This is a genomic window from Candidatus Nitrotoga arctica (assembly GCF_918378365.1).
Lineage (GTDB): Bacteria > Pseudomonadota > Gammaproteobacteria > Burkholderiales > Gallionellaceae > Nitrotoga > Nitrotoga arctica.
The window spans coordinates 2,975,748-2,998,919 of the sequence record NZ_OU912926.1 but is presented as its reverse complement, the minus strand read 5'-3'; the positions used below and the strand labels follow the sequence as shown (position 1 = coordinate 2,998,919).

Annotated in this window: 29 protein-coding genes and 1 pseudogene; 17 read left to right on the top strand and 13 right to left on the bottom strand. The window is 47.5% G+C overall.

What is annotated here, in order from left to right; genetic code table 11:
* Window positions 1–83 precede the first annotated feature (83 nt).
* The 14 genes from MKZ32_RS13750 to ccmE all read left to right on the top strand — a co-directional run bounded on the left by MKZ32_RS13750 (window position 84) and on the right by ccmE (window position 11,666).
* Window positions 84–1,790: an acetolactate synthase 3 catalytic subunit gene (locus MKZ32_RS13750; protein WP_239797791.1), complete on the top strand. Its 1,707-nt coding sequence runs from the start codon at window positions 84–86 to the stop codon at window positions 1,788–1,790.
* Entirely contained in the window at window positions 1,790–2,281 is a 492-nt protein-coding gene (ilvN, locus tag MKZ32_RS13745) for an acetolactate synthase small subunit (RefSeq protein WP_239797790.1), read from the top strand. Before MKZ32_RS13750 ends, ilvN begins: the two co-directional genes overlap by 1 nt.
* Before the next feature lie 35 nt (window positions 2,282–2,316).
* A complete protein-coding gene (ilvC, locus tag MKZ32_RS13740) occupies window positions 2,317–3,333 on the top strand; it encodes a ketol-acid reductoisomerase (protein WP_239797789.1) in 1,017 nt (338 codons plus the stop codon).
* A 124-nt stretch (window positions 3,334–3,457) separates the two neighbouring features.
* Window positions 3,458–4,108 (top strand): phosphatidylserine decarboxylase, encoded by a 651-nt coding sequence (locus MKZ32_RS13735; protein ID WP_239797788.1) that lies wholly within the window; start codon window positions 3,458–3,460, stop codon window positions 4,106–4,108.
* A 30-nt stretch (window positions 4,109–4,138) separates the two neighbouring features.
* Window positions 4,139–4,894, top strand: a complete 756-nt coding sequence (gene pssA, locus MKZ32_RS13730) for a CDP-diacylglycerol--serine O-phosphatidyltransferase (protein ID WP_239797787.1) — start codon at window positions 4,139–4,141, stop codon at window positions 4,892–4,894.
* Window positions 4,895–5,136: 242 nt separating this feature from the next.
* The gene (gene acpP, locus MKZ32_RS13725; RefSeq protein WP_239797786.1) at window positions 5,137–5,373 is read left to right on the top strand and encodes an acyl carrier protein; all 237 of its coding nucleotides are present in this window, start codon (window positions 5,137–5,139) and stop codon (window positions 5,371–5,373) included.
* 40 nt (window positions 5,374–5,413) lie between these two features.
* Window positions 5,414–6,652 carry a beta-ketoacyl-ACP synthase II gene (gene fabF / locus MKZ32_RS13720; RefSeq protein WP_239797785.1) on the top strand — a complete coding sequence of 413 codons (1,239 nt, stop codon included), beginning with the start codon at window positions 5,414–5,416 and terminating at the stop codon, window positions 6,650–6,652.
* Window positions 6,653–6,657: 5 nt separating this feature from the next.
* Complete coding sequence (pabC, locus tag MKZ32_RS13715) at window positions 6,658–7,491, top strand: aminodeoxychorismate lyase (RefSeq protein ID WP_239797784.1); 834 nt, start codon at window positions 6,658–6,660, stop codon at window positions 7,489–7,491.
* A complete protein-coding gene (gene mltG / locus MKZ32_RS13710) occupies window positions 7,478–8,464 on the top strand; it encodes an endolytic transglycosylase MltG (protein WP_239797783.1) in 987 nt (328 codons plus the stop codon). The genes pabC and mltG overlap by 14 nt, the downstream gene beginning before the upstream one ends.
* A gap of 265 nt (window positions 8,465–8,729) precedes the next feature.
* Window positions 8,730–9,344, top strand: a complete 615-nt coding sequence (gene ccmA, locus MKZ32_RS13705; protein WP_239798165.1) for a cytochrome c biogenesis heme-transporting ATPase CcmA — start codon at window positions 8,730–8,732, stop codon at window positions 9,342–9,344.
* Window positions 9,341–10,024, top strand: a complete 684-nt coding sequence (gene ccmB, locus MKZ32_RS13700) for a heme exporter protein CcmB (protein WP_239797782.1) — start codon at window positions 9,341–9,343, stop codon at window positions 10,022–10,024. The genes ccmA and ccmB overlap by 4 nt, the downstream gene beginning before the upstream one ends.
* A gap of 31 nt (window positions 10,025–10,055) precedes the next feature.
* Window positions 10,056–10,793: a heme ABC transporter permease CcmC gene (gene ccmC / locus MKZ32_RS13695; protein ID WP_239797781.1), complete on the top strand. Its 738-nt coding sequence runs from the start codon at window positions 10,056–10,058 to the stop codon at window positions 10,791–10,793.
* Window positions 10,790–10,960 (top strand): heme exporter protein CcmD, encoded by a 171-nt coding sequence (gene ccmD / locus MKZ32_RS13690; RefSeq protein ID WP_239797780.1) that lies wholly within the window; start codon window positions 10,790–10,792, stop codon window positions 10,958–10,960. The genes ccmC and ccmD overlap by 4 nt, the downstream gene beginning before the upstream one ends.
* Window positions 10,961–11,189: 229 nt before the next feature.
* On the top strand, window positions 11,190–11,666 hold the full coding sequence (gene ccmE / locus MKZ32_RS13685; protein ID WP_239797779.1) for a cytochrome c maturation protein CcmE: 477 nt from the start codon (window positions 11,190–11,192) through the stop codon (window positions 11,664–11,666).
* 297 nt (window positions 11,667–11,963) lie between these two features.
* Here ccmE and MKZ32_RS15780 read toward each other — a convergent pair.
* Window positions 11,964–12,074, bottom strand: a pseudogene (locus tag MKZ32_RS15780) (integrase core domain-containing protein); the annotation flags it as partial.
* Window positions 12,075–12,668: 594 nt separating this feature from the next.
* On the opposite strand from MKZ32_RS15780, the gene MKZ32_RS13680 reads away from it, so the two are divergent.
* Both MKZ32_RS13680 and MKZ32_RS13675 read left to right on the top strand, forming a co-directional pair.
* Complete coding sequence (locus tag MKZ32_RS13680; protein ID WP_239797778.1) at window positions 12,669–12,899, top strand: YegP family protein; 231 nt, start codon at window positions 12,669–12,671, stop codon at window positions 12,897–12,899.
* A 34-nt stretch (window positions 12,900–12,933) separates the two neighbouring features.
* Window positions 12,934–13,185, top strand: a complete 252-nt coding sequence (locus MKZ32_RS13675) for a hypothetical protein (protein ID WP_239797777.1) — start codon at window positions 12,934–12,936, stop codon at window positions 13,183–13,185.
* A gap of 563 nt (window positions 13,186–13,748) precedes the next feature.
* On the opposite strand, the gene MKZ32_RS13670 is transcribed toward MKZ32_RS13675, so the two are convergent.
* The 11 genes from MKZ32_RS13670 to MKZ32_RS13625 form a co-directional block, all read right to left on the bottom strand.
* Window positions 13,749–15,089: a phage major capsid protein gene (locus MKZ32_RS13670; protein ID WP_239797776.1), complete on the bottom strand. Its 1,341-nt coding sequence runs from the start codon at window positions 15,087–15,089 to the stop codon at window positions 13,749–13,751.
* 555 nt (window positions 15,090–15,644) lie between these two features.
* The gene (locus MKZ32_RS13665; protein WP_239797775.1) at window positions 15,645–15,944 is read right to left on the bottom strand and encodes a hypothetical protein; all 300 of its coding nucleotides are present in this window, start codon (window positions 15,942–15,944) and stop codon (window positions 15,645–15,647) included.
* A gap of 19 nt (window positions 15,945–15,963) precedes the next feature.
* Window positions 15,964–16,119, bottom strand: coding sequence for a hypothetical protein (locus MKZ32_RS13660; protein WP_239797774.1), 156 nt, complete (start codon window positions 16,117–16,119; stop codon window positions 15,964–15,966).
* Window positions 16,119–17,033 carry a DNA primase family protein gene (locus MKZ32_RS13655; RefSeq protein ID WP_275584303.1) on the bottom strand — a complete coding sequence of 305 codons (915 nt, stop codon included), beginning with the start codon at window positions 17,031–17,033 and terminating at the stop codon, window positions 16,119–16,121. The genes MKZ32_RS13660 and MKZ32_RS13655 overlap by 1 nt, the downstream gene beginning before the upstream one ends.
* 51 nt (window positions 17,034–17,084) lie before the next feature.
* Window positions 17,085–17,877 (bottom strand): IS5 family transposase gene (locus MKZ32_RS13650; RefSeq protein WP_239795800.1). Its coding sequence is split into 2 segments (ribosomal slippage): window positions 17,085–17,607 and window positions 17,606–17,877, totalling 795 coding nucleotides; the frame shifts between segments, so codons are not numbered across the junction.
* Window positions 17,878–17,896: 19 nt separating this feature from the next.
* Window positions 17,897–18,841, bottom strand: coding sequence for a hypothetical protein (locus MKZ32_RS13645; RefSeq protein WP_239797772.1), 945 nt, complete (start codon window positions 18,839–18,841; stop codon window positions 17,897–17,899).
* The gene (locus MKZ32_RS15885; RefSeq protein ID WP_239797771.1) at window positions 18,838–19,377 is read right to left on the bottom strand and encodes a hypothetical protein; all 540 of its coding nucleotides are present in this window, start codon (window positions 19,375–19,377) and stop codon (window positions 18,838–18,840) included. Before MKZ32_RS15885 ends, MKZ32_RS13645 begins: the two co-directional genes overlap by 4 nt.
* 9 nt (window positions 19,378–19,386) lie before the next feature.
* Window positions 19,387–19,704 (bottom strand): AlpA family transcriptional regulator, encoded by a 318-nt coding sequence (locus MKZ32_RS13635; protein WP_239797770.1) that lies wholly within the window; start codon window positions 19,702–19,704, stop codon window positions 19,387–19,389.
* Window positions 19,705–20,061: 357 nt separating this feature from the next.
* Window positions 20,062–20,262 carry a hypothetical protein gene (locus tag MKZ32_RS13630; protein ID WP_239797769.1) on the bottom strand — a complete coding sequence of 67 codons (201 nt, stop codon included), beginning with the start codon at window positions 20,260–20,262 and terminating at the stop codon, window positions 20,062–20,064.
* Window positions 20,262–20,390, bottom strand: coding sequence for a hypothetical protein (locus tag MKZ32_RS15520; protein ID WP_275584302.1), 129 nt, complete (start codon window positions 20,388–20,390; stop codon window positions 20,262–20,264). Before MKZ32_RS15520 ends, MKZ32_RS13630 begins: the two co-directional genes overlap by 1 nt.
* Window positions 20,383–20,577 carry a hypothetical protein gene (locus MKZ32_RS13625; RefSeq protein ID WP_239797768.1) on the bottom strand — a complete coding sequence of 65 codons (195 nt, stop codon included), beginning with the start codon at window positions 20,575–20,577 and terminating at the stop codon, window positions 20,383–20,385. The genes MKZ32_RS15520 and MKZ32_RS13625 overlap by 8 nt, the downstream gene beginning before the upstream one ends.
* A 681-nt stretch (window positions 20,578–21,258) precedes the next feature.
* Here MKZ32_RS13625 and MKZ32_RS13620 point away from each other — a divergent pair.
* Complete coding sequence (locus tag MKZ32_RS13620; protein WP_239797767.1) at window positions 21,259–21,693, top strand: hypothetical protein; 435 nt, start codon at window positions 21,259–21,261, stop codon at window positions 21,691–21,693.
* Between the two features lie 210 nt (window positions 21,694–21,903).
* On the opposite strand, the gene MKZ32_RS13615 is transcribed toward MKZ32_RS13620, so the two are convergent.
* A complete protein-coding gene (locus tag MKZ32_RS13615; protein WP_320412273.1) occupies window positions 21,904–23,007 on the bottom strand; it encodes a tyrosine-type recombinase/integrase in 1,104 nt (367 codons plus the stop codon).
* Window positions 23,008–23,172: the final 165 nt, after the last annotated feature.

The following is a 23,172-nucleotide window of genomic DNA, read 5'->3' as shown; positions in this document are numbered from 1 at the left end:
CGTTCTGGCAGGGGGTTGACCAAAATGCGTCTAACCTTTATCTTGCACGGTTCTTTAATTATTGTTTGCTAAGGTAGTTTGACATGGAACTGACGGGCGCGGAAATAACTATTAGATGTTTGCAGGAAGAGGGGGCTGAATATGTGTTCGGATACCCTGGCGGTGCAGTTTTGCACATTTACGATGCGTTGTTCACTCAGGATCAGGTTAAACATATACTAGTTCGCCACGAGCAAGCTGCAGTGCATGCCGCCGACGGGTATGCACGTTCTACTGATAAAGTGGGGGTCGCGTTAGTGACCTCTGGCCCTGGGGTAACCAATGCAGTCACAGGTATTGCCACTGCCTATATGGATTCTATTCCTATAGTAATTATCAGTGGCCAAGTGCCGACTTATGCCATCGGCGAAGATGCTTTTCAGGAGGTGGATACTGTTGGCATAACGCGGCCTTGCGTGAAGCATAATTTTTTGGTCAAAGATGTAAAGGAAATCGCCAGCACCATTAAAAAGGCCTTCTATCTCGCCAAAAGCGGCCGCCCTGGGCCAGTACTGGTGGATATTCCGAAAGATATATCCAATCAAAAGACGGAATTCAGTTATCCATCATCCGTGAGCATCCGCTCTTACAATCCGGCGCAGCATAGTGACCTGGAGCAGGTCAAGTGTGCCGTGAAGTTGCTCCTGGCAGCCAAACGACCAATGATTTATGCGGGCGGTGGCGTGATCTTGGCTGATGCGTCTAAGCAATTGACCGAATTGGTGCGTTGGTTGGGTTTTCCCTGTACCAACACTTTGATGGGTTTGGGTGGCTATCCGGCGACAGATAAGCAATTTGTTGGAATGTTGGGCATGCATGGCACGTACGAGGCCAACATGGGGATGCAGTATTGTGATGTGTTGCTGGCTGTGGGAGCACGTTTTGATGATCGCGTGGTTGGCAATGTAAAGCACTTTAATCAAGAAAAACGCAAGATCATTCACATTGACATTGACCCTTCCTCAATTTCCAAGCGGGTGAAGGTGGATTTGCCTATCGTCGGCGATGTGGCTCATGTGTTGAACGATCTGCTGGCGGAATTGCACGGTAGCCAGGAAAAGCCCGATCAGCAAGCGATTGCGCCGTGGTGGGCGCAAATCAAAGAATGGCGCGGCAAGAATAGCTTAGTCTACAAAAATTCGGATGAAATAATTAAGCCACAGTTCGTAATCGAAAAACTGTATGAAGTTACCCAGGGCGATGCCTTCATTACGTCTGACGTTGGACAGCATCAGATGTGGGCGGCGCAGTACTACAAATTTGATAAACCGCGTCGCTGGATTAACTCCGGCGGGCTGGGCACCATGGGCTTCGGTTTGCCCGCCGCAATGGGCGTGCAACTTGCTCATCCTAATGCGCATGTAGCTTGCGTTACTGGTGAAGGCAGTATTCAAATGTGTATTCAGGAGCTTTCCACCTGTAAACAATTTCAATTGCCGCTCAAAATTATCATGTTAAATAACCGTTATCTAGGGATGGTGCGCCAGTGGCAGCAGTTCTTCCATGGCAACCGTTATGCCGAATCCTACATGGATGCGCTGCCCGATTTTGTGAAACTGGCGGAAGCTTATGGGCATGTTGGTATGCGTATTGAGAAACCATCAGATGTGGAACCTGCATTGAAAGAAGCCTTTGAGCGTAAGCAACAACTGGTATTCATGGATTTCATAACAGACCAGACTGAAAATGTGTTTCCCATGGTACAGGGTGGCAAGGGCTTGTCTGAAGTGATTCTGGCGGAGGATTTGTGATGCGGCATATTATTTCCTTGTTGATGGAAAATGAGGCGGGCGCCTTGTCGCGTGTTTCCGGGTTGTTTTCAGCGCGCGGCTACAACATTGAGTCTCTCACTGTGGCGCCCACAGAAGATGCCACTCTGTCGCGCATGACTATAGTAACCAGTGGTTCTGACGAAGTGATCGAGCAGATTTACAAGCAGCTTAACAAGCTGATTGAGGTAGTCGCGGTGATGGACCTCAGCGAAGGCGAACATCTGGAGCGCGAGTTAATGTTGGTGAAAGTGCATGCGGTGGGTGCGGTGCGTGAGGAGATGAAGCGCATGACGGATATTTTCCGTGGGTGCATTATTGATGTATCTGATAAAACTTACACCATTGAATTAACCGGCACCGGTCACAAGCTGGAAAGCTTTTTGCAAGCCATAGACCGCACTTTAATTCTGGAAACGGTGCGTACTGGTGCGTCCGGTATCGGACGCGGCGATCGAATTTTAAAACTTTAATTTTTAACTTTATGATTATTTTTAAAGAGGCCAACATGAAAGTTTATTACGACAAAGATGCAGACCTGTCTCTAATCAAGGGCAAGGAAGTGGCCATTATCGGCTACGGCTCACAAGGCCATGCTCATGCCTTGAACTTAAAGGAATCTGGCGTCAATGTGACCGTCGGCCTGCGTAAGAGTGGCGCTTCCTGGAAGAAAGCAGAAGCGGCTGGACATAAGGTTATGGAAGTCGCGACGGCGGTGAAGGGTGCCGATGTGGTCATGATGCTGTTGCCTGATGAGAATATCCCTGATGTTTATAACACTGAAGTTGCGCCAAACATGAAGACGAGCGCTACTTTGGCGTTCGCCCACGGCTTTAACATTCATTATAATCAAGTCATTCCACGTGCCGATTTGGATGTAATCATGATAGCGCCAAAAGGCCCCGGTCACACGGTTCGCTCCGAATACTTGAAGGGCGGCGGTGTGCCATCTTTGATTGCTGTATATCAGGACAAGTCCGGTAAGGCCAAAAACATTGCACTTTCTTACGCCGCAGCCATTGGTGGCACCAAGGGAGGAGTGATCGAGACTGATTTCCGTGAAGAAACGGAAACAGATCTGTTTGGCGAGCAGGCCGTGTTGTGTGGTGGTGCCGTGGAACTGGTAAAGGCGGGATTTGAAACTCTGGTAGAAGCGGGCTACGCGCCAGAAATGGCTTATTTCGAATGCCTGCATGAATTGAAGTTAATAGTGGATTTGATGTATGAAGGCGGCATCGCCAATATGAACTATTCCATTTCAAATAATGCGGAATATGGCGAGTACGTCACAGGTCCTAAGATTATTACCGATGACACCAAGGAGGCCATGCGTAACTGTTTGAAGGATATCCAAACGGGTAAGTATGCCAAACAGTTCATTCTGGAAGGCCGTACCAACTACCCTGAGATGACAGCACGTCGCCGTCTTAACGCCAAGCATCCGATCGAAACAGTAGGCGCCCAACTGCGAGCCATGATGCCTTGGATCAGCAAAAATAAGCTGGTTGACCAAAGCAAGAACTAGGGATGGTGGGGCTGGGATTGAGAGTTTGAATAATGAGTGCTGGGCCGCTCTCAATCCTAAGCTGCACGATTCTTGTTCTACAATCCTTAGTTTCTAAAAATCCAATTTTCGTTCCTCCCTTCTAATGCCTAATTACCCCCATCCAATCATCGCACGCGAGGGATGGCCATTCTTGGCCATCGCCGTATTCATCGCTAGTTTGGTATCATATTTAGGTGGCGGGGTGTGGTCGCTACCGTTTTGGCTGATGGCATTGTTTGTGTTGCAATTTTTCCGCGATCCGCCACGTGAAATCCCACAAGATGCAGATGCAGTGTTATCACCTGCTGATGGTCGCATTGTGGCGGTGGAGCGCACTCAGGATCCCTATGTGCAGCGTGATGCTGTCAAGATCAGCGTGTTCATGAATGTATTTAATGTACATTCCAATCGCAGTCCGATAGATGGCCTGGTGAAGCGCATCCAATATTTCCCTGGCAAGTTCGTGAATGCTGATCTGGCTAAGGCTTCGCTGGAAAATGAGCGAAATGCCATATGTATTAAAAGAGGAGATGGGCAAGACGTAACCAGCGTGCAGGTGGCCGGGCTGATCGCACGTCGTATCCTGTGTTACGTACAAGAAGGCGCTGTTCTGACACGTGGTCAGCGATATGGATTCATCCGCTTTGGCTCACGCGTGGACGTGTATTTGCCACTGACGGCCGCCATAAAAGTGTCTATTGGTGATAAAGTATACGCAACTACTACGATACTGGCGGTTTTGGCCAAGAGCTAAAGGCCAATATGATGAGAATCTTTCAAAATCATGGTTGACGACCTGAATGACAGAAAGCCGATGAATCTGCGCAGGCGCAGTATCTACCTGCTGCCCAACTTATTGACTACAGCGGCGCTGTTTGCCGGTTTTTATGCCATCGTGCAGGCAATGAATAGCAAATTTGAATTTGCTGCCGTAGCAATTTTTATTGCTATGGTACTAGATGGTCTGGATGGTCGCGTGGCGCGATTGACCCGCACCCAAAGTGAATTTGGAGCGGAATATGATAGCCTGTCCGACATGGTCTCGTTCGGTGTGGCGCCCTCTTTGCTGATGTATGAATGGGCGTTCAAGGACTTAGGTAAGTTGGGTTGGTTCGCAGCTTTTATTTATTGCGCTGGTACGGCGTTACGGCTGGCACGTTTCAACGCTAATATTGAAACGGTAGATAAGCGATTTTTTCAAGGGTTGCCCAGCCCTGCAGCTGCCGCGGTGATCGCAGGTTTCGTTTGGGTGATGCTGGACAATCATTTTAGCGGTCAAGAGGCGCGTTGGTATGCTGTAATTCTTACGGTGTTTGCCGGTTTGAGTATGGTGAGCAACGTGCGCTTCTACAGTTTTAAAGATTTCAATATGCGCAAGAGCGTGCCGTTTATCGTAATTATCCTGGTTGCGTTATTTTTTATACTGATTTCCAGTTATCCGCCCGGAGTACTGTTTCTGCTTTTTTTGTGCTACGCCCTATCTGGCTACGTGCTGTGGCTGCTCGATTTGCGAAAAAAAACTTCTGATTCAACCACGTAGTGGATTACAAAAGAGAGTGCGCTGGCGGGAGTAAGTATGGTTCACCTTTTTTGTTCGGATTGATACGGGGACTTTTGAATTTACATCCATCGATTATTCAATTTAAGACTTATTCCTCGGTAGAAATACGACTACTCGTCAGAACACATTTCGTATTGAAATAGGCCGGTAGTTGGGAATTTGAGGTAAGTTTGGTAGAATGCCGAGGCTTTTTGAACTTTAACCAGAGTAGGGAGAGTTACATGTCTAATATCGAACAACGCGTTAAAAAAATCGTTGCTGAACAACTCGGTGTAAACGAGACTGAAGTGAAGAAAGAGTCCTCGTTCGTTAATGATCTGGGTGCCGATTCATTGGACACGGTTGAGCTGGTGATGGCGCTGGAAGAAGAGTTCGAGTGTGAAATTCCAGACGAAGACGCTGAAAAAATAACTACGGTGCAACAGGCAATCGATTACGTTAACGATCATCCTAAGTAATTCATCTTTTCGCTTTTCCCCTAAAATAACGGAGTTTGGTTTGGCAAAACGCAGAGTCGTCATTACTGGCCTGGGTATTGTTTCGCCCGTTGGTACAGGAATTACCCAAGCATGGCAAAATATCGTTGATGGTAAATCAGGCATTACTCGCATCACTCGTTTTGATGCCAGCTTGTTTTCATCGAAGATTGCGGGAGAGGTGAAAGGGTTTGATGTGGACAAATTCCTCTCTGCCAAGGATGCTCGACGTATGGATGTATTTATTCATTACGGCTTGGCGGCTGGTATGGAGGCAATTAAGGATGCCGGGATCGAGGTAACTGAACAAAACGCCGAACGCATCGGTGTCAATATTGGATCTGGTATCGGCGGGCTGCCGATGATTGAAAATAGTCATAATGACTATCTGGCGGCGGGTCCCCGCAAGATTTCACCGTTCTTTATTCCGGGTACAATTATTAACATGATTTCTGGTAATTTGTCCATCATGTATGGTTTTAAAGGGCCTAATCTGTCCATGGTGACCGCCTGCTCCACAGCCACTCATTGCATAGGTGAATCTGCCCGGTTGATCGAATATGGTGATGCCGATATTATGATCGCGGGTGGTTCGGAAGGGTCAGTTTGCGCGCTTGCGTTAGGAGGGTTTGCATCTGCACGAGCACTTTCCACCCGCAATGACGATCCTGCTACCGCTAGCCGTCCATGGGACAAAGGACGCGATGGTTTTGTGATGGGAGAAGGTGCTGGGGTTTTAGTGCTGGAAGAATATGAACATGCTAAATCCCGCGGTGCGAAAATTTACGCCGAGGTGGCAGGTTATGGTATGAGTGCCGATGCATACCACATGACCGCACCGCGCGAGGATGGCGAGGGTGCCGCGCGTTGTATGAATAATGCCTTGCGTAATGCCGGCCTTAATGTGGATCAGGTGGATTATATTAATGCGCATGGCACTTCCACCCCGCTGGGCGACTTGGCTGAAACCATGGCAATGAAGCGCTGCCTGGGCGAACACGCGATGAAGGTCAAGGTTAGTTCCACCAAATCCATGACAGGGCATTTACTGGGTGCTGCGGGTGGGGTAGAGGCTATATTTTCCGCACTCGGTATTTATCATCAGATTGCCCCACCCACCATAAATATTTTCGAGCAGGATGAGGCTTGTGATATGGATTATGTGCCCAATATTGCGCGTAACATGAGGATTAATGTCGCCATGTCCAACTCATTCGGCTTTGGCGGTACCAATGCTACTTTGGTGTTTCGTAAGGTTTAAAACGCTTGCACGTCCCAAGGAATTACATACTGATCAATGGCGTGCCGGGAGATCAGGTTAGCGTTCATGACCGTGGTTTGCTATATGGAGATGGCGTATTTCGCACGCTGCGTGTGCTCGGTGGATGCATGCAATCTTGGCCACGTCATTATCGCAAATTGCAACAGGATTGCTCTGCATTGCGCATCACTTGTCCAGAAGCGGCACTGCTGTTTGAGGAATTACGGCGTTTGATTGAACAGCGGCCCGATGGTGTAGCAAAAATAATCATCACACGTGGCGAACAAACGGCTCGTGGCTATGCTTCAGCCGGAAATATGATTCCGACACGCATCTTGAGTCTCACTCCTCCACTTGATTATCCAGATAGAAATTATTCGTACGGTGTCAGTCTCCGATTATGCGATTTACGCTTGGCTCATCAACCGAAACTGGCTGGCATTAAGCACCTTAACCGTTTGGAAAATGTTCTAGCTGCTGCGGAACAGAGTGCCCCGGACATTGCAGAGGGCCTGTTGCTGGATATGTTTGGCAATGTGATTGAAGGTATACGCAGCAATCTGTTCATGGTACGGAACGGTGAATTATTTACACCGAATTTATCGAGCTGTGGTGTGGCCGGTATACAGCGTGAGCGCGTGATAGAGTGGGCTGACGAATATGGTGTACCGTGCTGGGTCAGACAGTTTGGACTGGCGGAATTGCTTGGCGCTGACGAAATATTCTTGGTGAATAGTGTGATTGGTTTATGGCCGGTGCGTGAGCTGTCAGGCAGTGAATGGAGCCATCACCCGATTTCCATGCAAGTGCAGGAATGGTTGAGCCATGCGTACGATTAAGCGTTTGCTGGTTATTGTGTTGCTTCTGGCAGTGCTGTTGGCGAGTGCTATTGGCTATTATGTGATTCGTCCGCTGACCTTTACCACGCTTCCCTTGGAGTTTTCCCTTGATCAGGGCAGCAGCTTGAAGGCTGCGGCGCGGCAGATGCAACAGGCTGGCGTGTTACCCAACGATTGGATGTTTGTCTGGTTGGCGCGGATGCTGGGTAAATCTGCACAGATACAGGCTGGTAACTATGAGCTGGAAACCGCGGTTACGATGTTGGAATTGTTAGCTGTCGTGACAGATGGGCAGGCTGCCCAGAGTGAATTCAGCATAATTGAAGGTTGGACATTCAATCAATTCCGCACAGCATTGAATACCAATCCGGCCATTCGGCATGACAGCGCAAGCCTGCCCGAAGCGGAAATTCTGCGACGTATCGGCGCAGCGGAGGCGTATGCCGAAGGACTATTTTTTCCCGATACCTATTATTTCGTCAAAGGCACAAGTGACCTCGCTTTGCTTAAGCGCGCCTATAAGACGATGCAATTGCATCTACAGGAAAGTTGGCAAGAACGTACGTCTGACCTGCCTCTTAAGTCGGCCTATGAGGCGTTGACTCTAGCCTCTATCGTGGAAAAAGAAACGGGGCAAGCAAGTGATCGCAGCATGATAGCGGCCGTATTTATCAACCGTCTGCGCAAGGGTATGCTGCTGCAAACTGATCCGACCGTAATTTATGGGTTGGGAGAGAATTTCGATGGCAATTTGCGCAAGCGCGATTTACTGGCTGATACGTCGTACAACACTTATACTCGTGCAGGCATGCCACCTACTCCGATTGCACTGCCAGGATTGGCTTCGATACAGGCGACTCTTCATCCGGCTTCCACCGATGCTCTGTACTTCGTGGCGCGCGGGAATGGCAGCTCACAATTTTCAAATACATTAAATGAACACAACAACGCAGTAAATCGTTATCAAAAATAACTGCGTGGCTCATATGTTTTCTCAGTGAATCTAACTTTCTCTAGGCCTATTAATACGCATAAGAGAAGCTTGAAGTGGAAGGCGCCGTCACTGTGCAGTTTTACTGACAGACAAGTCAAATATACTCTGGCCGATCAATAAGCCATTCCACTTTTATAATGCCACTATATTGCGGTAGTAGACACCTTAACTTTTTGGCAAACACGCACGGGTGCAATCGTATACAATTCCGCGCTATTTTATATCGAACGAAACCGACCGTGTAATGCTGGAAATTAGCAATCTTGCTTGTAGTCGCGGAGATCATCTATTATTTTCTGATCTGAATTTCTCTCTGTCAGTTGGCGAGTTGCTACAGGTGCAGGGCGCTAACGGCAGTGGTAAGACTAGCCTGCTGCGTACTTTATGCGGTTTTATGATGCCTGTTGCGGGCGAAATTCGGTGGTGCGGACAGAACATTCGTGAACTGGGTGATGCATTTTATGCCGAGATGATTTATCTCGGTCATTTGAATGCCATCAAGGACGAATTGAATGCGCTGGAGAACTTGCGCATTAGTGCAGGGCTGGCTGGCTGCAAAGTGGATGACAAACAGGTAATTGCGGCCTTACGTCGTATGGGTTTGCGTGGCCGGGAAACTTTACCGGTCAAAGTGCTGTCTCAAGGGCAACGTCGTCGTGTGGCATTGGCCCGCTTGTTGCTTAGCAATGCCTCTTTATGGGTACTGGATGAACCGCTCACTGCACTGGACGTTGGCGCGGTTGGGCTAATGCAAGAATTGATTGGTGAGCACCTAGTAAATAACGGCATGGTGATCTACACTACTCATCAGCCGCTAGAAGTGGTGGGGGTTGCAACGCGGTGGTTTGCGCTGTCATGAATAAATTGTCGTTGATGGGTTTGTTGAGCTTGGTGATTCGCCGCGATTTGGTGCTGGCCATGCGTCGCCGTGCCGATGTGCTGACGACACTAATTTTTTTCGTTATTGTGGTCAGTCTGTTTCCCCTAGGTGTGGGTCCCGAAACGGATATGCTGCGCAAAATGGCTCCCGGCGTGGTTTGGGTGGCGGCTTTGTTGGCTTCAATGTTATCACTGGGGCGCATGTTTTCTGCGGATTATCTGGACGGTACTTTAGAGCAGATGATGCTGGTACCGCAGTCGTTGTCGGTACTCGTGCTAGCTAAGATTTTGGCACACTGGATAGTCTCTGGTTTGCCGTTGGTGATTATGGCTCCGGTGCTGGGCTTGCAGTTTGATATGTCGGCGCAGGCATTATGGGTATTAATCGCTGCACTGCTTCTTGGCACACCGATACTCAGCATGATAGGTGCGGTCGGTGCTGCGCTGACACTGGGGCTGCGCGGTGGCGGGGCGTTGGTATCGCTCTTGGTGTTACCGCTGTGCATCCCGGTGCTGATTTTTGGAGCAGGCGCAGTTGAAGCCGTTGTAAGTGGCACAAGTGTAGGTTCGCATTTATCGTTACTTGGCGCGTTATTGGTGATGGCATTGGTATTCACGCCATGGGTTACGGCCCTTGCTCTGCGTATTTCGGTGGAATAAAACACATTGTGTATTTTTAATTGAGTAGATATTGGCTATAAATTGGTTTAAATATTCCTCGCCAAGCTCCTTTTATCGGGTGGCAGGCAAGATGGTGCCCTGGTTTGCATGGTCGGCCGCCATCCTGTCTGTTGTGGGGCTTTATATTGGTTTTTTTGTGGCACCAACTGATATCCAGCAAAGCGAAGCTTATCGCATCATGTTCATACATGTGCCTGCTTCCATCCTATCCATGTTTATCTATTTGGTTATGGCGGGTTATGCCGCGCTTGGACTGATTTTCAATACGCGCCTGTCTTCCATGATGGCTTCTGCGCTGGCACCTACGGGCGCGCTGCTTGCTTTTCTTTCGCTATGGACTGGTGCGTTGTGGGGCAAGCCGATGTGGGGTGCTTGGTGGGTATGGGATGCGCGACTGACTTCCGAACTCATCTTACTATTCCTTTATCTCGGTTTTATTGCGTTGCATGCCTCGATTGATGATCCGCGTCGTGCCGACCGTGCCAGCGCGCTGCTCGCCATAATAGGCTCGGTCAATGTCCCTATCATCTATTTTTCAGTGCAATGGTGGAATACACTGCATCAAGGAGCTACGGTCAAATTCACTGGTACCAGCATGCACGTGGCGATGCAGCAGGGTATGTACACCATGATGCTGGCGGTCTGGCTATATGCCGTTGCGGTTTCTTTACTACGTGTGCGTTGTATTATTTTAGAGCGTGAATGCAAGGCCCAGTGGGTATCTGAGCTCGTGGAGTTTAGGCGATGAACTGGGGTGAATTTCTTGCCATGAACGGCTATGCTTGGTATATATGGGGTTCGTACGGAATGGCACTGCTGATATTTATTATTGAAATTCTGATGGTGCGCCACAGAAAAAGGCTTGTCTTGCAGCAATTACACTTGATGCGCAATGCAGAAGATGTCATGACGTAATGTTTAAAGGATAGGTTTGTCAGCTATCCTGATCGTTTCACCAATTCGTGTGATGATCGTTAAAAATTCTTCGAATGGGACAAGAATACTTATCTATGCGAACACAAGCGTAGAGTATTCATATTCTCAATGGAACAAAATTTTACAAAACAAGCTCAAAGCAATCGAAGCCGTGTTAATTCATAAACCATTCGGACTGAAATAATATTGATATTGGAAGAAAAATAACATGAAACCGCGTCAGAAAAAATTTGTATATATAATTCTTGCTCTCGTTGCTTTGGGTACCGCCATAGGTTTAGTGCTATATGCACTAACGAATAATATTAGCTTGTACTTTACCCCGACCCAAGTTCTTAACAAAGAAGCGCCGCAGGGGCGCGGCTTTCGTATGGGCGGATTAGTGGTTGTAGACAGTGTCAAGCGTCAGAGCGATGGTTTGACAGTGCATTTCAGCATAACCGATACCGCCAAGAGTATGCCGGTTGTGTACAAAGGTTTCTTGCCCGATCTCTTCAAAGAAGGGAAAGGGGTGGTAGTACATGGCAAGCTGGAGGCTGGGAACGTGTTCCGTGCGGATGAGGTGTTGGCCAAGCATGATGAAAACTACATAGCCCCGGAAGCCGCATATGCTATGAAGCAGGCTGCTAAAGGACAGTCTGCAGTGAATGCTGCGTCCTCCGTTAGCGCACCTGCTGCAAAATAGCCTAAAAATTACAGCTTGATTTTCAGGAAATATCGGTCTTGCTTGAGGCGACTCTAGAAATTAAGTTTCCATCCAATATTCCTCTGTGTCAGGCTAGTTGTTGCCCGACAGTTAATTTTTATGATCCAGTCAATAGTCTTTTTATTTTGGATAAACACCTTCGGTTAGGTTGAGAGTTTCTAACGTAAAGCAGACATCCTAAAAATACCTGAAAAGTACTTTCGATGTGTAACGAGGTGGCACTGCGTAACTGGACAGTATTTTCTATTTCTTAAGGAGAAATCTTGCGGTTAATGCTTAGGCTACTGTGAAAAGCGCAAGCAGGTTGTTGAAGTAAAACTCATCTGGCGTTTTGTCGTCAAGGGATGAATGCGGTCTCTCATGGTTATAGCACTTGAAATATTTTTTTAAGTCCTGTTTTTATTTACGCAGTCGTGAGCGTAGAGATAAACTTCTTTATGTTTTGATAGGGCAAGAAAGACAGCGAAAAGTTGATTTTAAATTTAGAGATATTCGAGCCAAGACTGTACCGACAGAGCAACTGTTAGGTCACAAAACGCGTGTAGTGATTAAAGACTATACAAGAAACAGAATTGGCGAGAAAAGTAGAACCTCTAAAATAATTACTGGATTTGCGTGGTTCTGTTTTTGACGTTGGCTCTAGTCCTTATGGACTGTCAGCAATTCTGCAGGAAAGTTTTCAGGAAAAACTGAAAGTTCTTGAACCTTCCTTCTTGTAGAACTGATTTAAATAACTAATAACGAGGAATTGTAGAAATTCCCACTGAATTGTAGATAAAGAAAAAGGCCTGCATTTCTGCAAGCCTTCTAAATACTGGTGGCCGGGGCTCAATCGAACTATGCCATGGATGCATTGCTGTTGCTTGATCTTAAATTAATAGACCTAATTGATACCGTCAAATATACCGTCAATTGTATTTTGCTAGCGTAGATTATGTCGTGTATCTTGTGATTTCAGCCAACTAGAATTCAGGAGTTTTTATGTTTTTTGAAATTTATGACGAACCGCCTTCATCAGGAATTCTTGGTCTTCCTGGGCTTATGCAACCAAAAGATATCGAATGGCGCTGGCGACTAAAGGGTGATAACTATAAGACGGTTGCGAGCGGTGAGAGTTATAAAAACAAGGATGACTGTTTACATGCCATAAACCTTCTCATGGGAACCAATTTTAGTACAAAAATTAATGATTTATCAGTAGACCGATTGTAAAGGCTATAGGAATACAATGATCTGAGAGCCTGTCATGGAATATATCAACCTCCTTCAGTGGCCAGCAATGATCGTTACCTTATGCGCCTCATGGTTCGTTGCTTCTCAATCGAAGCGTAAACGTCAAATAGGATTTTGGGTCTTTCTTTTGAGTAATGCTCTATGGTCAATATGGGGCTGGCATGATGAAGCTTATGCCCTGGTGGCTTTGCAAATAGGTTTGGCCGGATTAAATATTCGTGGCGCATCAAAAAATGATCAAGAGTCCAATGGCAAAGACGCTTAGGGTTCGATTTGAAATCATTTGATGATTCTTTTTTTCATCAAATAGACTCTAGGCCCTACTATTAGCGCGTTGTAGGACATTTTGATTCATTTCCATTTGCTGATTTAATTTGATTTTTTTGATTTCAAAATGACTACTTGGCAGCCTGCAAGCACCAGTATGACGGCTTCCTGGCTTGTTAGATTGCCTCTCACTCTATTCTCTTGCCATCCACAACAATTAACGGTATTTCTGACGGTATCTGGCATATGGGAAGACATGCGGTCTAGGTCAAACAACCTTCCAGAGATCCGATGCTCCTCCCTTATTTCCTCCTAATTTTCTCTCCAAAAAAGTTTTCAATTCGCGGGTGTGCACAGAAAGGGAACACGCGGTACCTGAATGAAAGCTCACAGAGATTTAATCCACCCTCCCTGCATCACTTATTTAAACGCGTTAAAAAACCCGGCATTTCTACCGGGTCAGTGCTTCCCACGCCCAGACATGTTGGACTGTAAGCTTTCGAAGGTTTTTACCCACTCCTCGAATTGGGTATCGAGAACCTCGGTTTGAGGTTCTGTAATTTAAGTTGTGCCCGTGAGCACGGCAAATGGCGATTTAATCACAGTACTGCCGAGGTCGTGCACATTGATGCTATGACGAAGCGTGCCCTTAATTCCGATCTGATCCTCTGCCCAATATCGCGAATCAGATATCTGCACCCTAACATCTCGCCTTGTGCCTATCGTTGCCGCTTGGCGTAAGTTACCGAAGGCAATCATTACAGCGCCGTTATATGTGGCTCCTGCATCGTCAGCCATCACGGGGGTGCAAACTATGGGGTATCCTAGGAATGAAGGAATGGGTGCATTCGCAAGGTTTTCCAAACTGTTCCCGCCAGCTGCAATCTTGATTGCATTAAAGACCAACGCTAAAGCGGTCGGAGAGCAATACCAAGCAGATCCAGCCTTCGCATACTGAGGGATAGCAGCCATCAGGCGCAGCAGGTCATCAGCATCGATCTCTGCCAGTGTGTCATGGCTAGAAGTTGCAGCAACTTTGGCCTTGCTGTAGGCAGGCTGTAGAGCCTTAACGAGTACGCCGACAATGCCGCCGCTTGCGGATGTTCCGTCGCCCGTAAATCCTACAGCGTCTTCTTTTACAGCGAAGGCATAGCTGATTTCCTGTGCCATTTTGTCGCTCAGGTTGATGATGGCATCTTCAGAGACTTCTGAGCTCATACGAGTCAGGACCATTAGCTTCTTAGCAGTTAGAGTCACGTTATCCCACGAGGCGTCTGACTCAGTACCTTCTACCCCCTCGCCAACATATTTTGCTTCCAAGCCTCCGACTCTACGAGGGATTGTTAGCGAGTCTGAGGACATAGGCACATTATCAGCATTACTGCGGAACTGCCCTGCCGATTCCATGAGCTCGATTATTGTTTTGGACAATACATCCGGAACCAGGGCCCCGCCAGAAACTTTGGTTCCGCCTGAGAGGGCAGCCATAACGTCATAGGCTACCCCATGCCGATTGCACCATTTCATGCTGGGCTCATGGCGCAGGAAGGTAGCTGCGAAGAACCGGCCAGATTCATGAGCTGCCTCAACTCCCCGTGCGCTGTTTTTAAAAGCCTTCAATTTTCCCGAATGCATCAGGGTAATTCTTGGTTTATGATCGCCAAAGTTTGGATCATCAGAAATTTTGTTTGAAGGTGGTCCGAGATAAGAAGGGCGGTAGTTCGAACTATCTGCTTCAAGCTGTGAATTTAAGGCTCGCACCCGAGCGGTGTCCCGATCATATGAATTTTGCTCACTAGCTGTCATGGAACGATCTTCTGATTCGCCCAGATCAAGGAGAGCTTCACAACGTGCTAAAAGTCGATCACGTTCAACGCGGGGGGTTTCAGTTGTTACAGGCATTTGCAGTTCCTTTATGCTGTGGGGCTGGAACTGCGAGAGAGATATTGAATCCCGGTGGTGCACGCAGCTTTCCAGTCCCGATTAAAAATCGAGTTGGTTAAACTGATGCAGTCCCATTGGGGAAAGGGGTCAAACTGCTTTGGCGTCCGCCCAGCGCTGGGTCATCAAAGGTCAGCGATATAGGTATTTTACACAATTCAGAAAAACAATCAACTAAAGGTTATAAATAAACTATTTTTTATAACCCATATGCATATAGCCTAGTGCTTAACGGAATGATCAGCTTCATCCATGATCAAGTTCTTAATATCGCGTACTATCTCGACACGTAGTTCCCCACCTATAACCCCACGCAGCACTGCAGCACGAAAACTGTCTGCCTCAATCCTGGGAAAGACTTTCCATGGCCTGGTAGATGATTGAGAGGCGCCGGTTGCGTTATGCTTGCAATATACAAAACGAGTTTCAGTTGGTTGGTGAATAATTCCATGCGAGGCGCACGCAGGGCAAATTCCGTCCTCGGGTACTTTGTTTGTTAAGTTAATTTTTCTGAATTCACCCATGATAATTTTCCTCGTATTGTTTAGAAAAAACTGGCTGTTCATGATCATTTGACCGCGGACTTCCGCGAAGTTCAGCCAGTTCAGCTCGCATCGTGTCAAACTTATCTGCCCTGATCTCCCATTGCCGGGATTTTTCTTCAGCTGCCATAATTTCTTGAAGTCTAATATCGGCTTTAGTTTGTGCCGACGTCTCTGAGGATAGCTCGGGCTGGGTGTGTGCTTTGCAAAACACGCCTGATGTTAATGTTTCGCAATCAATTTCATTGCAGGCGTGAAATTTTGTTGTACTCATGGTTTTTCTTTAAAAGTTTTCATGCTGGCTCACCATCAATGGGGGCGGATGGGGCGGATAAACAGGTATTTTGTAAAGTTTTTCTAGCAATCGTTTCTAAGGGGAGTTTATGAAAATAGCCTTCTATCCGCCCCATCCGCCCCCAATAAAAATTATTCAGGTTAATTTGTGCCATTAATAGCCACCTTTCGCATGCGCGAAGTCATCATGGCGTGAATCTGTCAGACTTATTCCACACCACAATCGATTGCCATGGGACTTGCGTGCACAGCACCCGCGCTCCCCTAATCTGCGACCCAGAATCACAGCGCTTGTAGGCCGCAATCCGTTATCAATGCTCCATGCTTTGTAATTGGCGTACAACGTCCCAATAGCTGTTTCACTCTGTACACTATTTGAAGTGCATTCACTTAGCCATGCACCAACCAAGTTCTGATCCTCTTGGTAAGCGTTGGTAGCTTGCTTCACACAATCGGGAGTGTCTGTCAGCCCTTTCTGTTGCCATTTGAGACAGCCCTCTACCATCCATGCCAGAATGTGCGGCGTTTCTGCTTTCAGCTTCCCAAGCAAATAGGGATCTCGTTCTTCTTGAGTGAAGGTACGATTAAACGGAACCAATCGCACGCGACGCCAGATACCATGATCGTTACCCTTAACTACTGGCTTATGATTTCCCACCATCACCAACTTGAAGTGAGGTGTAAACTCAATGGGTGCTGAGTATAATTGGCGCACTGCCATAGAATCACCAGACACAAGGCTTTTGATCAATGACTCAGCCATTGCTGCGCCGTCTTCAGTTTCCGCACTCATTACTAGGCGTGCACCGATTAACGCGGCTAAGTCAGGCGTGGCACCTCCTGCCTGGCGCCGACTTTCGCTAAGCGTTTCCGGGGAAATAGCGCGTCCATAATCCCCAACAATGTATTTCAACACCTCAATCAGAACTGATTTGCCATTGCTACCATTCCCAAACAGAAACAAGAATATTTGTTCTCTAGTTGACCCGGTCAACAGATACCCTGTGAAACGCTGAAACCAATCGATTAGGTTTTTATCGCCCATGAATACCTGATCAAGGAACTGCATCCAAGAACGGCCTTGGCTGAATTTCCCAGGGTATCTGCACTTAGAGCCTGTTCACGATCTTCGCAGCAGCAGAACCAGGAAGGCAAGGTGGATGAATTGCAGGCTGGTATTGAGTTTGCGTTCGCAGTTCTTCCATAGCCGTCTGCATTTCTCCAACCATGCGAAGCTGCGCTCAACCACCCAACGCTTTGGGATGACGGCGAAGGTGTGCAGTTCGTTGCGCTTGGCGATCTGCACCGATGCCCCCAGTATTTCATCGACTGCCAACGCAAATGGTCGACCTACATAACCACCGTCAGCCAGAATACGTTGTACCTGCGCAAGGCCTGGTTTGCACCGTGCCATCGCCTGCAAGATACCTTTCCGATCAGTGACCTCAGCGGTGGTCACCGCAACTGCATGCGGTAGTCCTTGGGTATCCACCGCAATGTGGCGCTTGATTCCAGAGATCTTCTTGCCTGCGTCATAACTCTTCTGACCCGCCGTGTCCGTGTTCTTCACGCTCTGCGCGTCCACAATCAATAGCGTCGGCTGTGCGTTGCGCCCCTGTCTCGTACGGGCCACGCCAACTTGATTTTTTTAACGCCCGCTCCAGCAGGCTCATTCCTTCCTCGTCCTGCTCACTCCACTTGGCAAAGTAGGAGTGCACCGTGCGCCATTTCGGAAACTCCCTCGGTAGCATTCGCCACTGGCAGCCGCTCTTGAGCAGGTACAGTACCGCGCTCCAGACCTCATATAAGTCCACCGTGCGGGGCTTGGTACGCTTGCGCGCCCCTTCCAGCAAGGGCCTAATTTGCTCGAACTGCTCGCGGCTGATGTCGCTTGGGTATTTTTTCTTGCGCATTCGGACATTGTCTCGGATTTCAGCAAGATCGTGAACAGGCTCTTAGACTCTTTGTAATGAAATCGGAAGGCAGGGCGGCCCGTGTAGTGCCTGTGTGAAGGTCGATTACTTGGCGCGCTTGATTAAATCCGACTGTGAAATGATCTGCGTCGATAAAGCTTAAAGGCAGACGAACTGGTTCGAAGTCTGAAAGAATTGTGACTGAAGCATTTATGGTTTTCTGTTCTTGAGATTTACGCGCCCACTTGGCAAAGAACAGTGCTTGTGTCATGCCAAAAGCAGCGCCTTCATCGTATATCTGGCGATGTAACGATGCAGCGGTAGCACGAAGGGATGATCCGCCAATATCCCAAATCCATGCACCATCACGCCAAATAATCCAACCTCTAGTTTCGGGAATGAAACGTAATTTCTCGCCGTGAAGGTCGAATAGTCGCATTGAATTACCAAGTTCCGACAGCGGTCGTGTTGTTGCTGTTCCGTCACGAGCATCAGCCACAGCAAGGCTTGGAGCGATAAATTGTTGCAAACGGGGTGAGGGCAACCCCTCACTCGCGTTATTTAAAACGTTTAAATCGCTTTCCACGGGGCCGCATTTTTCCATCTGATTGTGAACTTCATCCACTCCAGCAAATAAGTGCAAATCATTAAAATCACCGCTCGCGCGACCATCGCTAAACACCGGAAGTATTGATCCACTGTTTGGCATCGAAACAGCTACAGCGGCCCTTGCATATTCTGCACCTTTGTCGTGAGCATCCAAGTCGCCCGCAACTCGAATAAAGCTATTGGGATATCGCTGGCGAAGATCAGCAGCAATTTCCGCAAGATTCGATCCGAAAAAACAATTCACCACTGCGCCTATGCCGGTTTCATAAACACTTGCGCTCGTTGCAAAACCTTCACATAAAGCAATTGGTTCACCATCAGCAAGTTCACCAAACACGAAGCGGCCAGCCTTCATTTTGGCGTCTTTGCTAAATTGCTTTCGGCCATCAGGGGAAATGTTCTGAATGGATTGAGCGTGCCCTCACCGTCATAAACCGGAATGACAAGCTGCCTCTGTGCGCCTTGTTTTACGCTATCTGGCGGAGTAATCACCGTTCGCGTGCAATACGCATTTTTGTCAGTTGCGGGAGGCAGTTCAGCGTATTTAACTTCGATGCTCAAAGCAGTTCTGACGTGCAAATCATCACGTTCAGCTTTTGCTTGTTTGCGAGCAATTACCGCTTGTTCCTTCGCCTTTTTTAGTTGTTCTCGAGTAGGCCCAGGCGAACCCTCTTCCCGATGTTGCCAAACGAATGAAACAGCACCCCGCCAGCACCTGAAAACGGCTCCATGACCATCAGGGAAATGACGAAGCCAACCTGACTTATCTGTCTTGTTACCGTTTGTGCTGTAACGGGTAATTAGGCTTAAATCAACATCAGCCGGGAACGGTAGCCCGGCTTGATTAAAGGCCTGCTCAAGCGTTGGGGTGAAAAACACGCCGTCACTCATATAAACGGCTTAATATGTGTTGCGATTATCAGCGATTAACGTAGACAGCCATTCTTTTACCTCTATTTCCACCCACGCGACGGACATAGTCCCAAGGCGCAACGGTTTTGGAAACTTGTCCTGCTTCATTAATTCATAGATTCTGGAACGGGATAATGAAGTAAGCCTCTCGACTTCTTTACGGCGAATGAGCAGCGGGGGTAAATGTTGAGCTTGAATGGAAGAGGTGTTACTTGATACAGATTTCATCTTAGTGCCTTTCATAACAATGTTATAAAAAGCAGCAAAGCCAATTTCAAACAATAAAAGCTTAAATAATAGTTGCACAAATTGTGCAACTATTGCACATAATGCGTGTATCATATTACTTACGCTATTACGGTTTTATCGTTTTGGCGGTGTGCTAAAAATTCTCGCGGAGCGTATTTGCACGGTGGCCTTGCTGCCATGATGGGGGAGGTGTCTCGTAAACACTTCCCTTTTCATTTTCTATACTACATCAAGTAATACAATATACGGTACACCACAACATATTGAAGAATACATACATTCTACTAAATAACTTGCTGTAATGTGTTGATACTGGTTTATAAAGTTCTGTTAGTAATTTAATATTGTTATTTATCAATAATTTATTAGCTAAAATAGATCAACCTATCGCAAGAAAATAATTGTATAGTTGAACTACCTTTTTTTCTTCACTCGCTTTTCTTGCTCACTTAAAGCAAGTTCATACCAGTCGAAAATTTCATACATAAATTGAGCCTCGACTGCGAGGTGCTGAATCAAGCATCCAATGTCTCCAATATGCCTTTTATCGACTTCCAGGCCGTTGTTTGTTGCTGCTACAGAAAGGATGCTACCCAAAGCTTCCAGTCCACCCATTAAAGTTTCATGTCAGGTGGCATAGCTTTAAGTAGCCGCCCTAATTCACTGGGTGCGCTGTCAATGTGTTTTAGATGAGGATTTCCGTGGGCCTTGCCGGTTTTGGGAGTTTCTGTAGTCTTATCCATGACGAGCTCCCTTCACACTGGCTGCATGATCAGTGATCAGACGGGTTGAGTTTTCTATCCTTTCAATCAGCCCCTCTAGTACATAGTAAAGGCCGCTCGTGCCATCACTGGAAAGATTGAAACCTTCTACTGCTAAAAGAGTTGTTTGCTGAATGAAACACGCTATGTAAGCGGCTTCGCGAAGCATGTCGGAAGCGTCGTTAATACCGTGTAACTTGATGGGTGTGGGTAGATGCAGCGGATGTGCTTGTGGTTTTCATTGGAGACTCCTTAGTAGCGGTTTATGTTTCCGCCCGCTCACCTCGAAGTGAGGGTGGGCGGCCGATATCGGGTTGGAAGGCCGGGACAGGTCCGGCGAGCATTTCTGCTTCCCAACATAGCCGCCCATAATAGGCTCGCCATGCGACGGACAATAAAAAAACCGCTGAAGACGGTTTATATCCGCCTGCCTCCGGGCTTCCAAACCCGTATCGCTGATTCCAGCGACGCAAGGAGACTAATCTTTAGATGGGGAGGGTGTCAAGCGATTATTTGAGAATGTAGGAGGAGAAAATAAAAAACCGCTCAACTAGAGGAAGGAGAGCGGAAGGAGATACACATGAAGCCCTCAACCTCTTGCTGTCAGGGGAGACTATAAGCACAAATATAAATTGGCGGAAATATTTGCGCTATCAAGCAAAAGGCAGAGAACGATTGCAGAATAGGGAAGTTTAGGATGTGCGTCTGTACGGTAATGCACAGACCATCTTTACCAACCTTGTTATTCTAAACTTTGAGTTAGCCAATAACTATCCGGATACAACTCTTCACAGCGACATAATGTTATGTCGATTAAGCATTTTCCGTAAACTATAAATGGAGTTACAAAATGAAAAAATCTTTCAATTACCTCGCACTTGCGTCCTGCTTTATATTGGGAACCACCTTAGCCCATGCTGATTCCAAAACTCAAGCTGATGCCAATGCATCCCAAGGAAATCAACAGTTAGACGGTAGCGGAAGCCACGATAATAAGATGGATGATACCGGGAAAGACCCCAAGGGCAAGAAACGTTCCACTAAGATGAGTGGCGATAGGGATCATCAAAGTGTTAGCCATGGAGGCAGTGGTGGCTCTCAGAGTGAACGCACTAGAACCGGATCCTCGAGAGGTAATTCTGGGGAGGCAGGAAATGCAGCTGTTAAAGATGCTGCAGCCCCCGGGAAAGTCTTGAAGCAGGACAAGTTGAAAATTGAAAATCGCGATGGTGCTATGGATCCCACTGGATCTGCGGGTAAATCAAGTAGTCCATCAGGCAGTTAATTGCTTCCCATGTAGTTAAGCCTATCCAAACCCGCTTCGGCGGGTTTTTAGCTTAATGCTTAACCTCGCACAAATTTAATTGTTGGCTGCTGTGAATTCATTCAAGAAGCCGACTTACTTCTATTTATCGGTACCACATCTGCACCCGTTTTCAAGCCGTCCAGATAGTCAGCCCAATGCTGCATCATGCGCCGACGCTCAGGCAGGTATTCAGCATAATTGTAAGCAGCCCGTACCGCGTCTCTTTCCGCGTGAGCTAGTTGCCTCTCGATTGAATCCTTGCTCATTTAGCAAGGTAGACGCCATTGACCTAAAGCCGTGTCCGGTCATTTCGTCTTTTGTGTATCCCATGCGCCGTAAAGCCGCTAGGATTGCGTTTTCACTCATTGGGCGAGCGGTTGTTCTTGCACATGGGAAAACATATTTACCGGCCCCAGTTAGCGGCTGGATTTCCTGCAAAATCTCAACCGCCCTAGCGGCCAGCGGCACGATATGCATAGCATTCATTTTCATCTTGTTAGCTGGAATGCGCCATTCAGCTTTATCAAAATCAATCTCTGTCCATTCTGCTTTGCGTAACTCAACAGGTCGCACAAACACCAGCGGCGCGAGCCGTAACGCACTACGTGTTACAAAGGTGCCTTTGAATGCCTCTATGTCACGCAGTAGATCGCCTATTGCCTTTGGGTCAATAATGGATGCATGATGCTTTTCTTTTGTGGGGGGCAATGCCCCGCGAAGGTCAGAAGCGGGATCGCGGGACGCGCGTCCGGTTGCAATAGAATACCGAAATACGCTGCTACAGTTATTTAGAGCACGGTGTGCTGTTTCTAATGCGCCACGGGTTTGAATACGTTTGACTGTCTCGAGTAGTTCGGGGGCCGTTATCTCCCCAACAGGACAACCACCTAACCACGGGAAAATATCAGCCTCAAGCCGTCGAATAATTTTGCTTGAATGGTTTTCCTTCCAATTGTGAGCGTGAGATGAAAACCACTCCCGGGCGACATGTTCAAAACTGTTCTCAGTCAGCGCGGCTTTTGCTGCATTTAGCGCCTTCTTTATGTCTCCTGGATCCGCATCATTCGCCAATATTTTACGCGCGTCATCACGCCTATCCCGTGCGTTTAACAGACTTATCTCAGGATACACGCCAAGGGCCAGTGTTTTGCGTTTGCCAGCAAAGCGGTAATCAAGACGCCAATATTTTGCCCCGTTCGGCTGAATTAGCAGATACATCCCGTCACCATCGGTTAATTTTTGGGATTTATCTTTTGGTTTGGCGTTCTTAATTTCTATCGCTGTAAGCGGCATGATTTATCCATTTGACGGTATCGACTGCTGACAGTATGCCAGATACCGTCAGAAATACCGTTAATTGTTGTGGATGGCAAGAGAATAGCAAGGAATGTTCAGGTATTAAAAAACCCCCGAGAGCATTATGCAGTGGGGGTTTACTGGAAGTTTTAGGAACACCTA

Excerpts from the sequence above, each read along its gene's own strand:
- MKZ32_RS13750 (WP_239797791.1), top strand. The coding sequence starts at position 84 with ATGGAACTGACGGGCGCGGAAATAACTATTAGATGTTTGCAGGAAGAG.
- ilvN (WP_239797790.1), top strand. The coding sequence starts at position 1,790 with ATGCGGCATATTATTTCCTTGTTGATGGAAAATGAGGCGGGCGCCTTG.
- ilvC (WP_239797789.1), top strand. The coding sequence starts at position 2,317 with ATGAAAGTTTATTACGACAAAGATGCAGACCTGTCTCTAATCAAGGGC.
- MKZ32_RS13735 (WP_239797788.1), top strand. The coding sequence starts at position 3,458 with ATGCCTAATTACCCCCATCCAATCATCGCACGCGAGGGATGGCCATTC.
- pssA (WP_239797787.1), top strand. The coding sequence starts at position 4,139 with ATGGTTGACGACCTGAATGACAGAAAGCCGATGAATCTGCGCAGGCGC.
- acpP (WP_239797786.1), top strand. The coding sequence starts at position 5,137 with ATGTCTAATATCGAACAACGCGTTAAAAAAATCGTTGCTGAACAACTC.
- mltG (WP_239797783.1), top strand. The coding sequence starts at position 7,478 with ATGCGTACGATTAAGCGTTTGCTGGTTATTGTGTTGCTTCTGGCAGTG.
- ccmA (WP_239798165.1), top strand. The coding sequence starts at position 8,730 with ATGCTGGAAATTAGCAATCTTGCTTGTAGTCGCGGAGATCATCTATTA.
- ccmB (WP_239797782.1), top strand. The coding sequence starts at position 9,341 with ATGAATAAATTGTCGTTGATGGGTTTGTTGAGCTTGGTGATTCGCCGC.
- ccmD (WP_239797780.1), top strand. The coding sequence starts at position 10,790 with ATGAACTGGGGTGAATTTCTTGCCATGAACGGCTATGCTTGGTATATA.
- ccmE (WP_239797779.1), top strand. The coding sequence starts at position 11,190 with ATGAAACCGCGTCAGAAAAAATTTGTATATATAATTCTTGCTCTCGTT.
- MKZ32_RS13680 (WP_239797778.1), top strand. The coding sequence starts at position 12,669 with ATGTTTTTTGAAATTTATGACGAACCGCCTTCATCAGGAATTCTTGGT.
- MKZ32_RS13675 (WP_239797777.1), top strand. The coding sequence starts at position 12,934 with ATGGAATATATCAACCTCCTTCAGTGGCCAGCAATGATCGTTACCTTA.
- MKZ32_RS13670 (WP_239797776.1), bottom strand. The coding sequence starts at position 15,089 with ATGCCTGTAACAACTGAAACCCCCCGCGTTGAACGTGATCGACTTTTA.
- MKZ32_RS13665 (WP_239797775.1), bottom strand. The coding sequence starts at position 15,944 with ATGAGTACAACAAAATTTCACGCCTGCAATGAAATTGATTGCGAAACA.
- MKZ32_RS13660 (WP_239797774.1), bottom strand. The coding sequence starts at position 16,119 with ATGGCACAAATTAACCTGAATAATTTTTATTGGGGGCGGATGGGGCGG.
- MKZ32_RS13655 (WP_275584303.1), bottom strand. The coding sequence starts at position 17,033 with ATGCAGTTCCTTGATCAGGTATTCATGGGCGATAAAAACCTAATCGAT.
- MKZ32_RS13645 (WP_239797772.1), bottom strand. The coding sequence starts at position 18,841 with ATGAAGGCTGGCCGCTTCGTGTTTGGTGAACTTGCTGATGGTGAACCA.
- MKZ32_RS15885 (WP_239797771.1), bottom strand. The coding sequence starts at position 19,377 with ATGAGTGACGGCGTGTTTTTCACCCCAACGCTTGAGCAGGCCTTTAAT.
- MKZ32_RS13630 (WP_239797769.1), bottom strand. The coding sequence starts at position 20,262 with ATGGGTGGACTGGAAGCTTTGGGTAGCATCCTTTCTGTAGCAGCAACA.
- MKZ32_RS15520 (WP_275584302.1), bottom strand. The coding sequence starts at position 20,390 with ATGGATAAGACTACAGAAACTCCCAAAACCGGCAAGGCCCACGGAAAT.
- MKZ32_RS13625 (WP_239797768.1), bottom strand. The coding sequence starts at position 20,577 with ATGCTTCGCGAAGCCGCTTACATAGCGTGTTTCATTCAGCAAACAACT.
- MKZ32_RS13620 (WP_239797767.1), top strand. The coding sequence starts at position 21,259 with ATGAAAAAATCTTTCAATTACCTCGCACTTGCGTCCTGCTTTATATTG.
- MKZ32_RS13615 (WP_320412273.1), bottom strand. The coding sequence starts at position 23,007 with ATGCCGCTTACAGCGATAGAAATTAAGAACGCCAAACCAAAAGATAAA.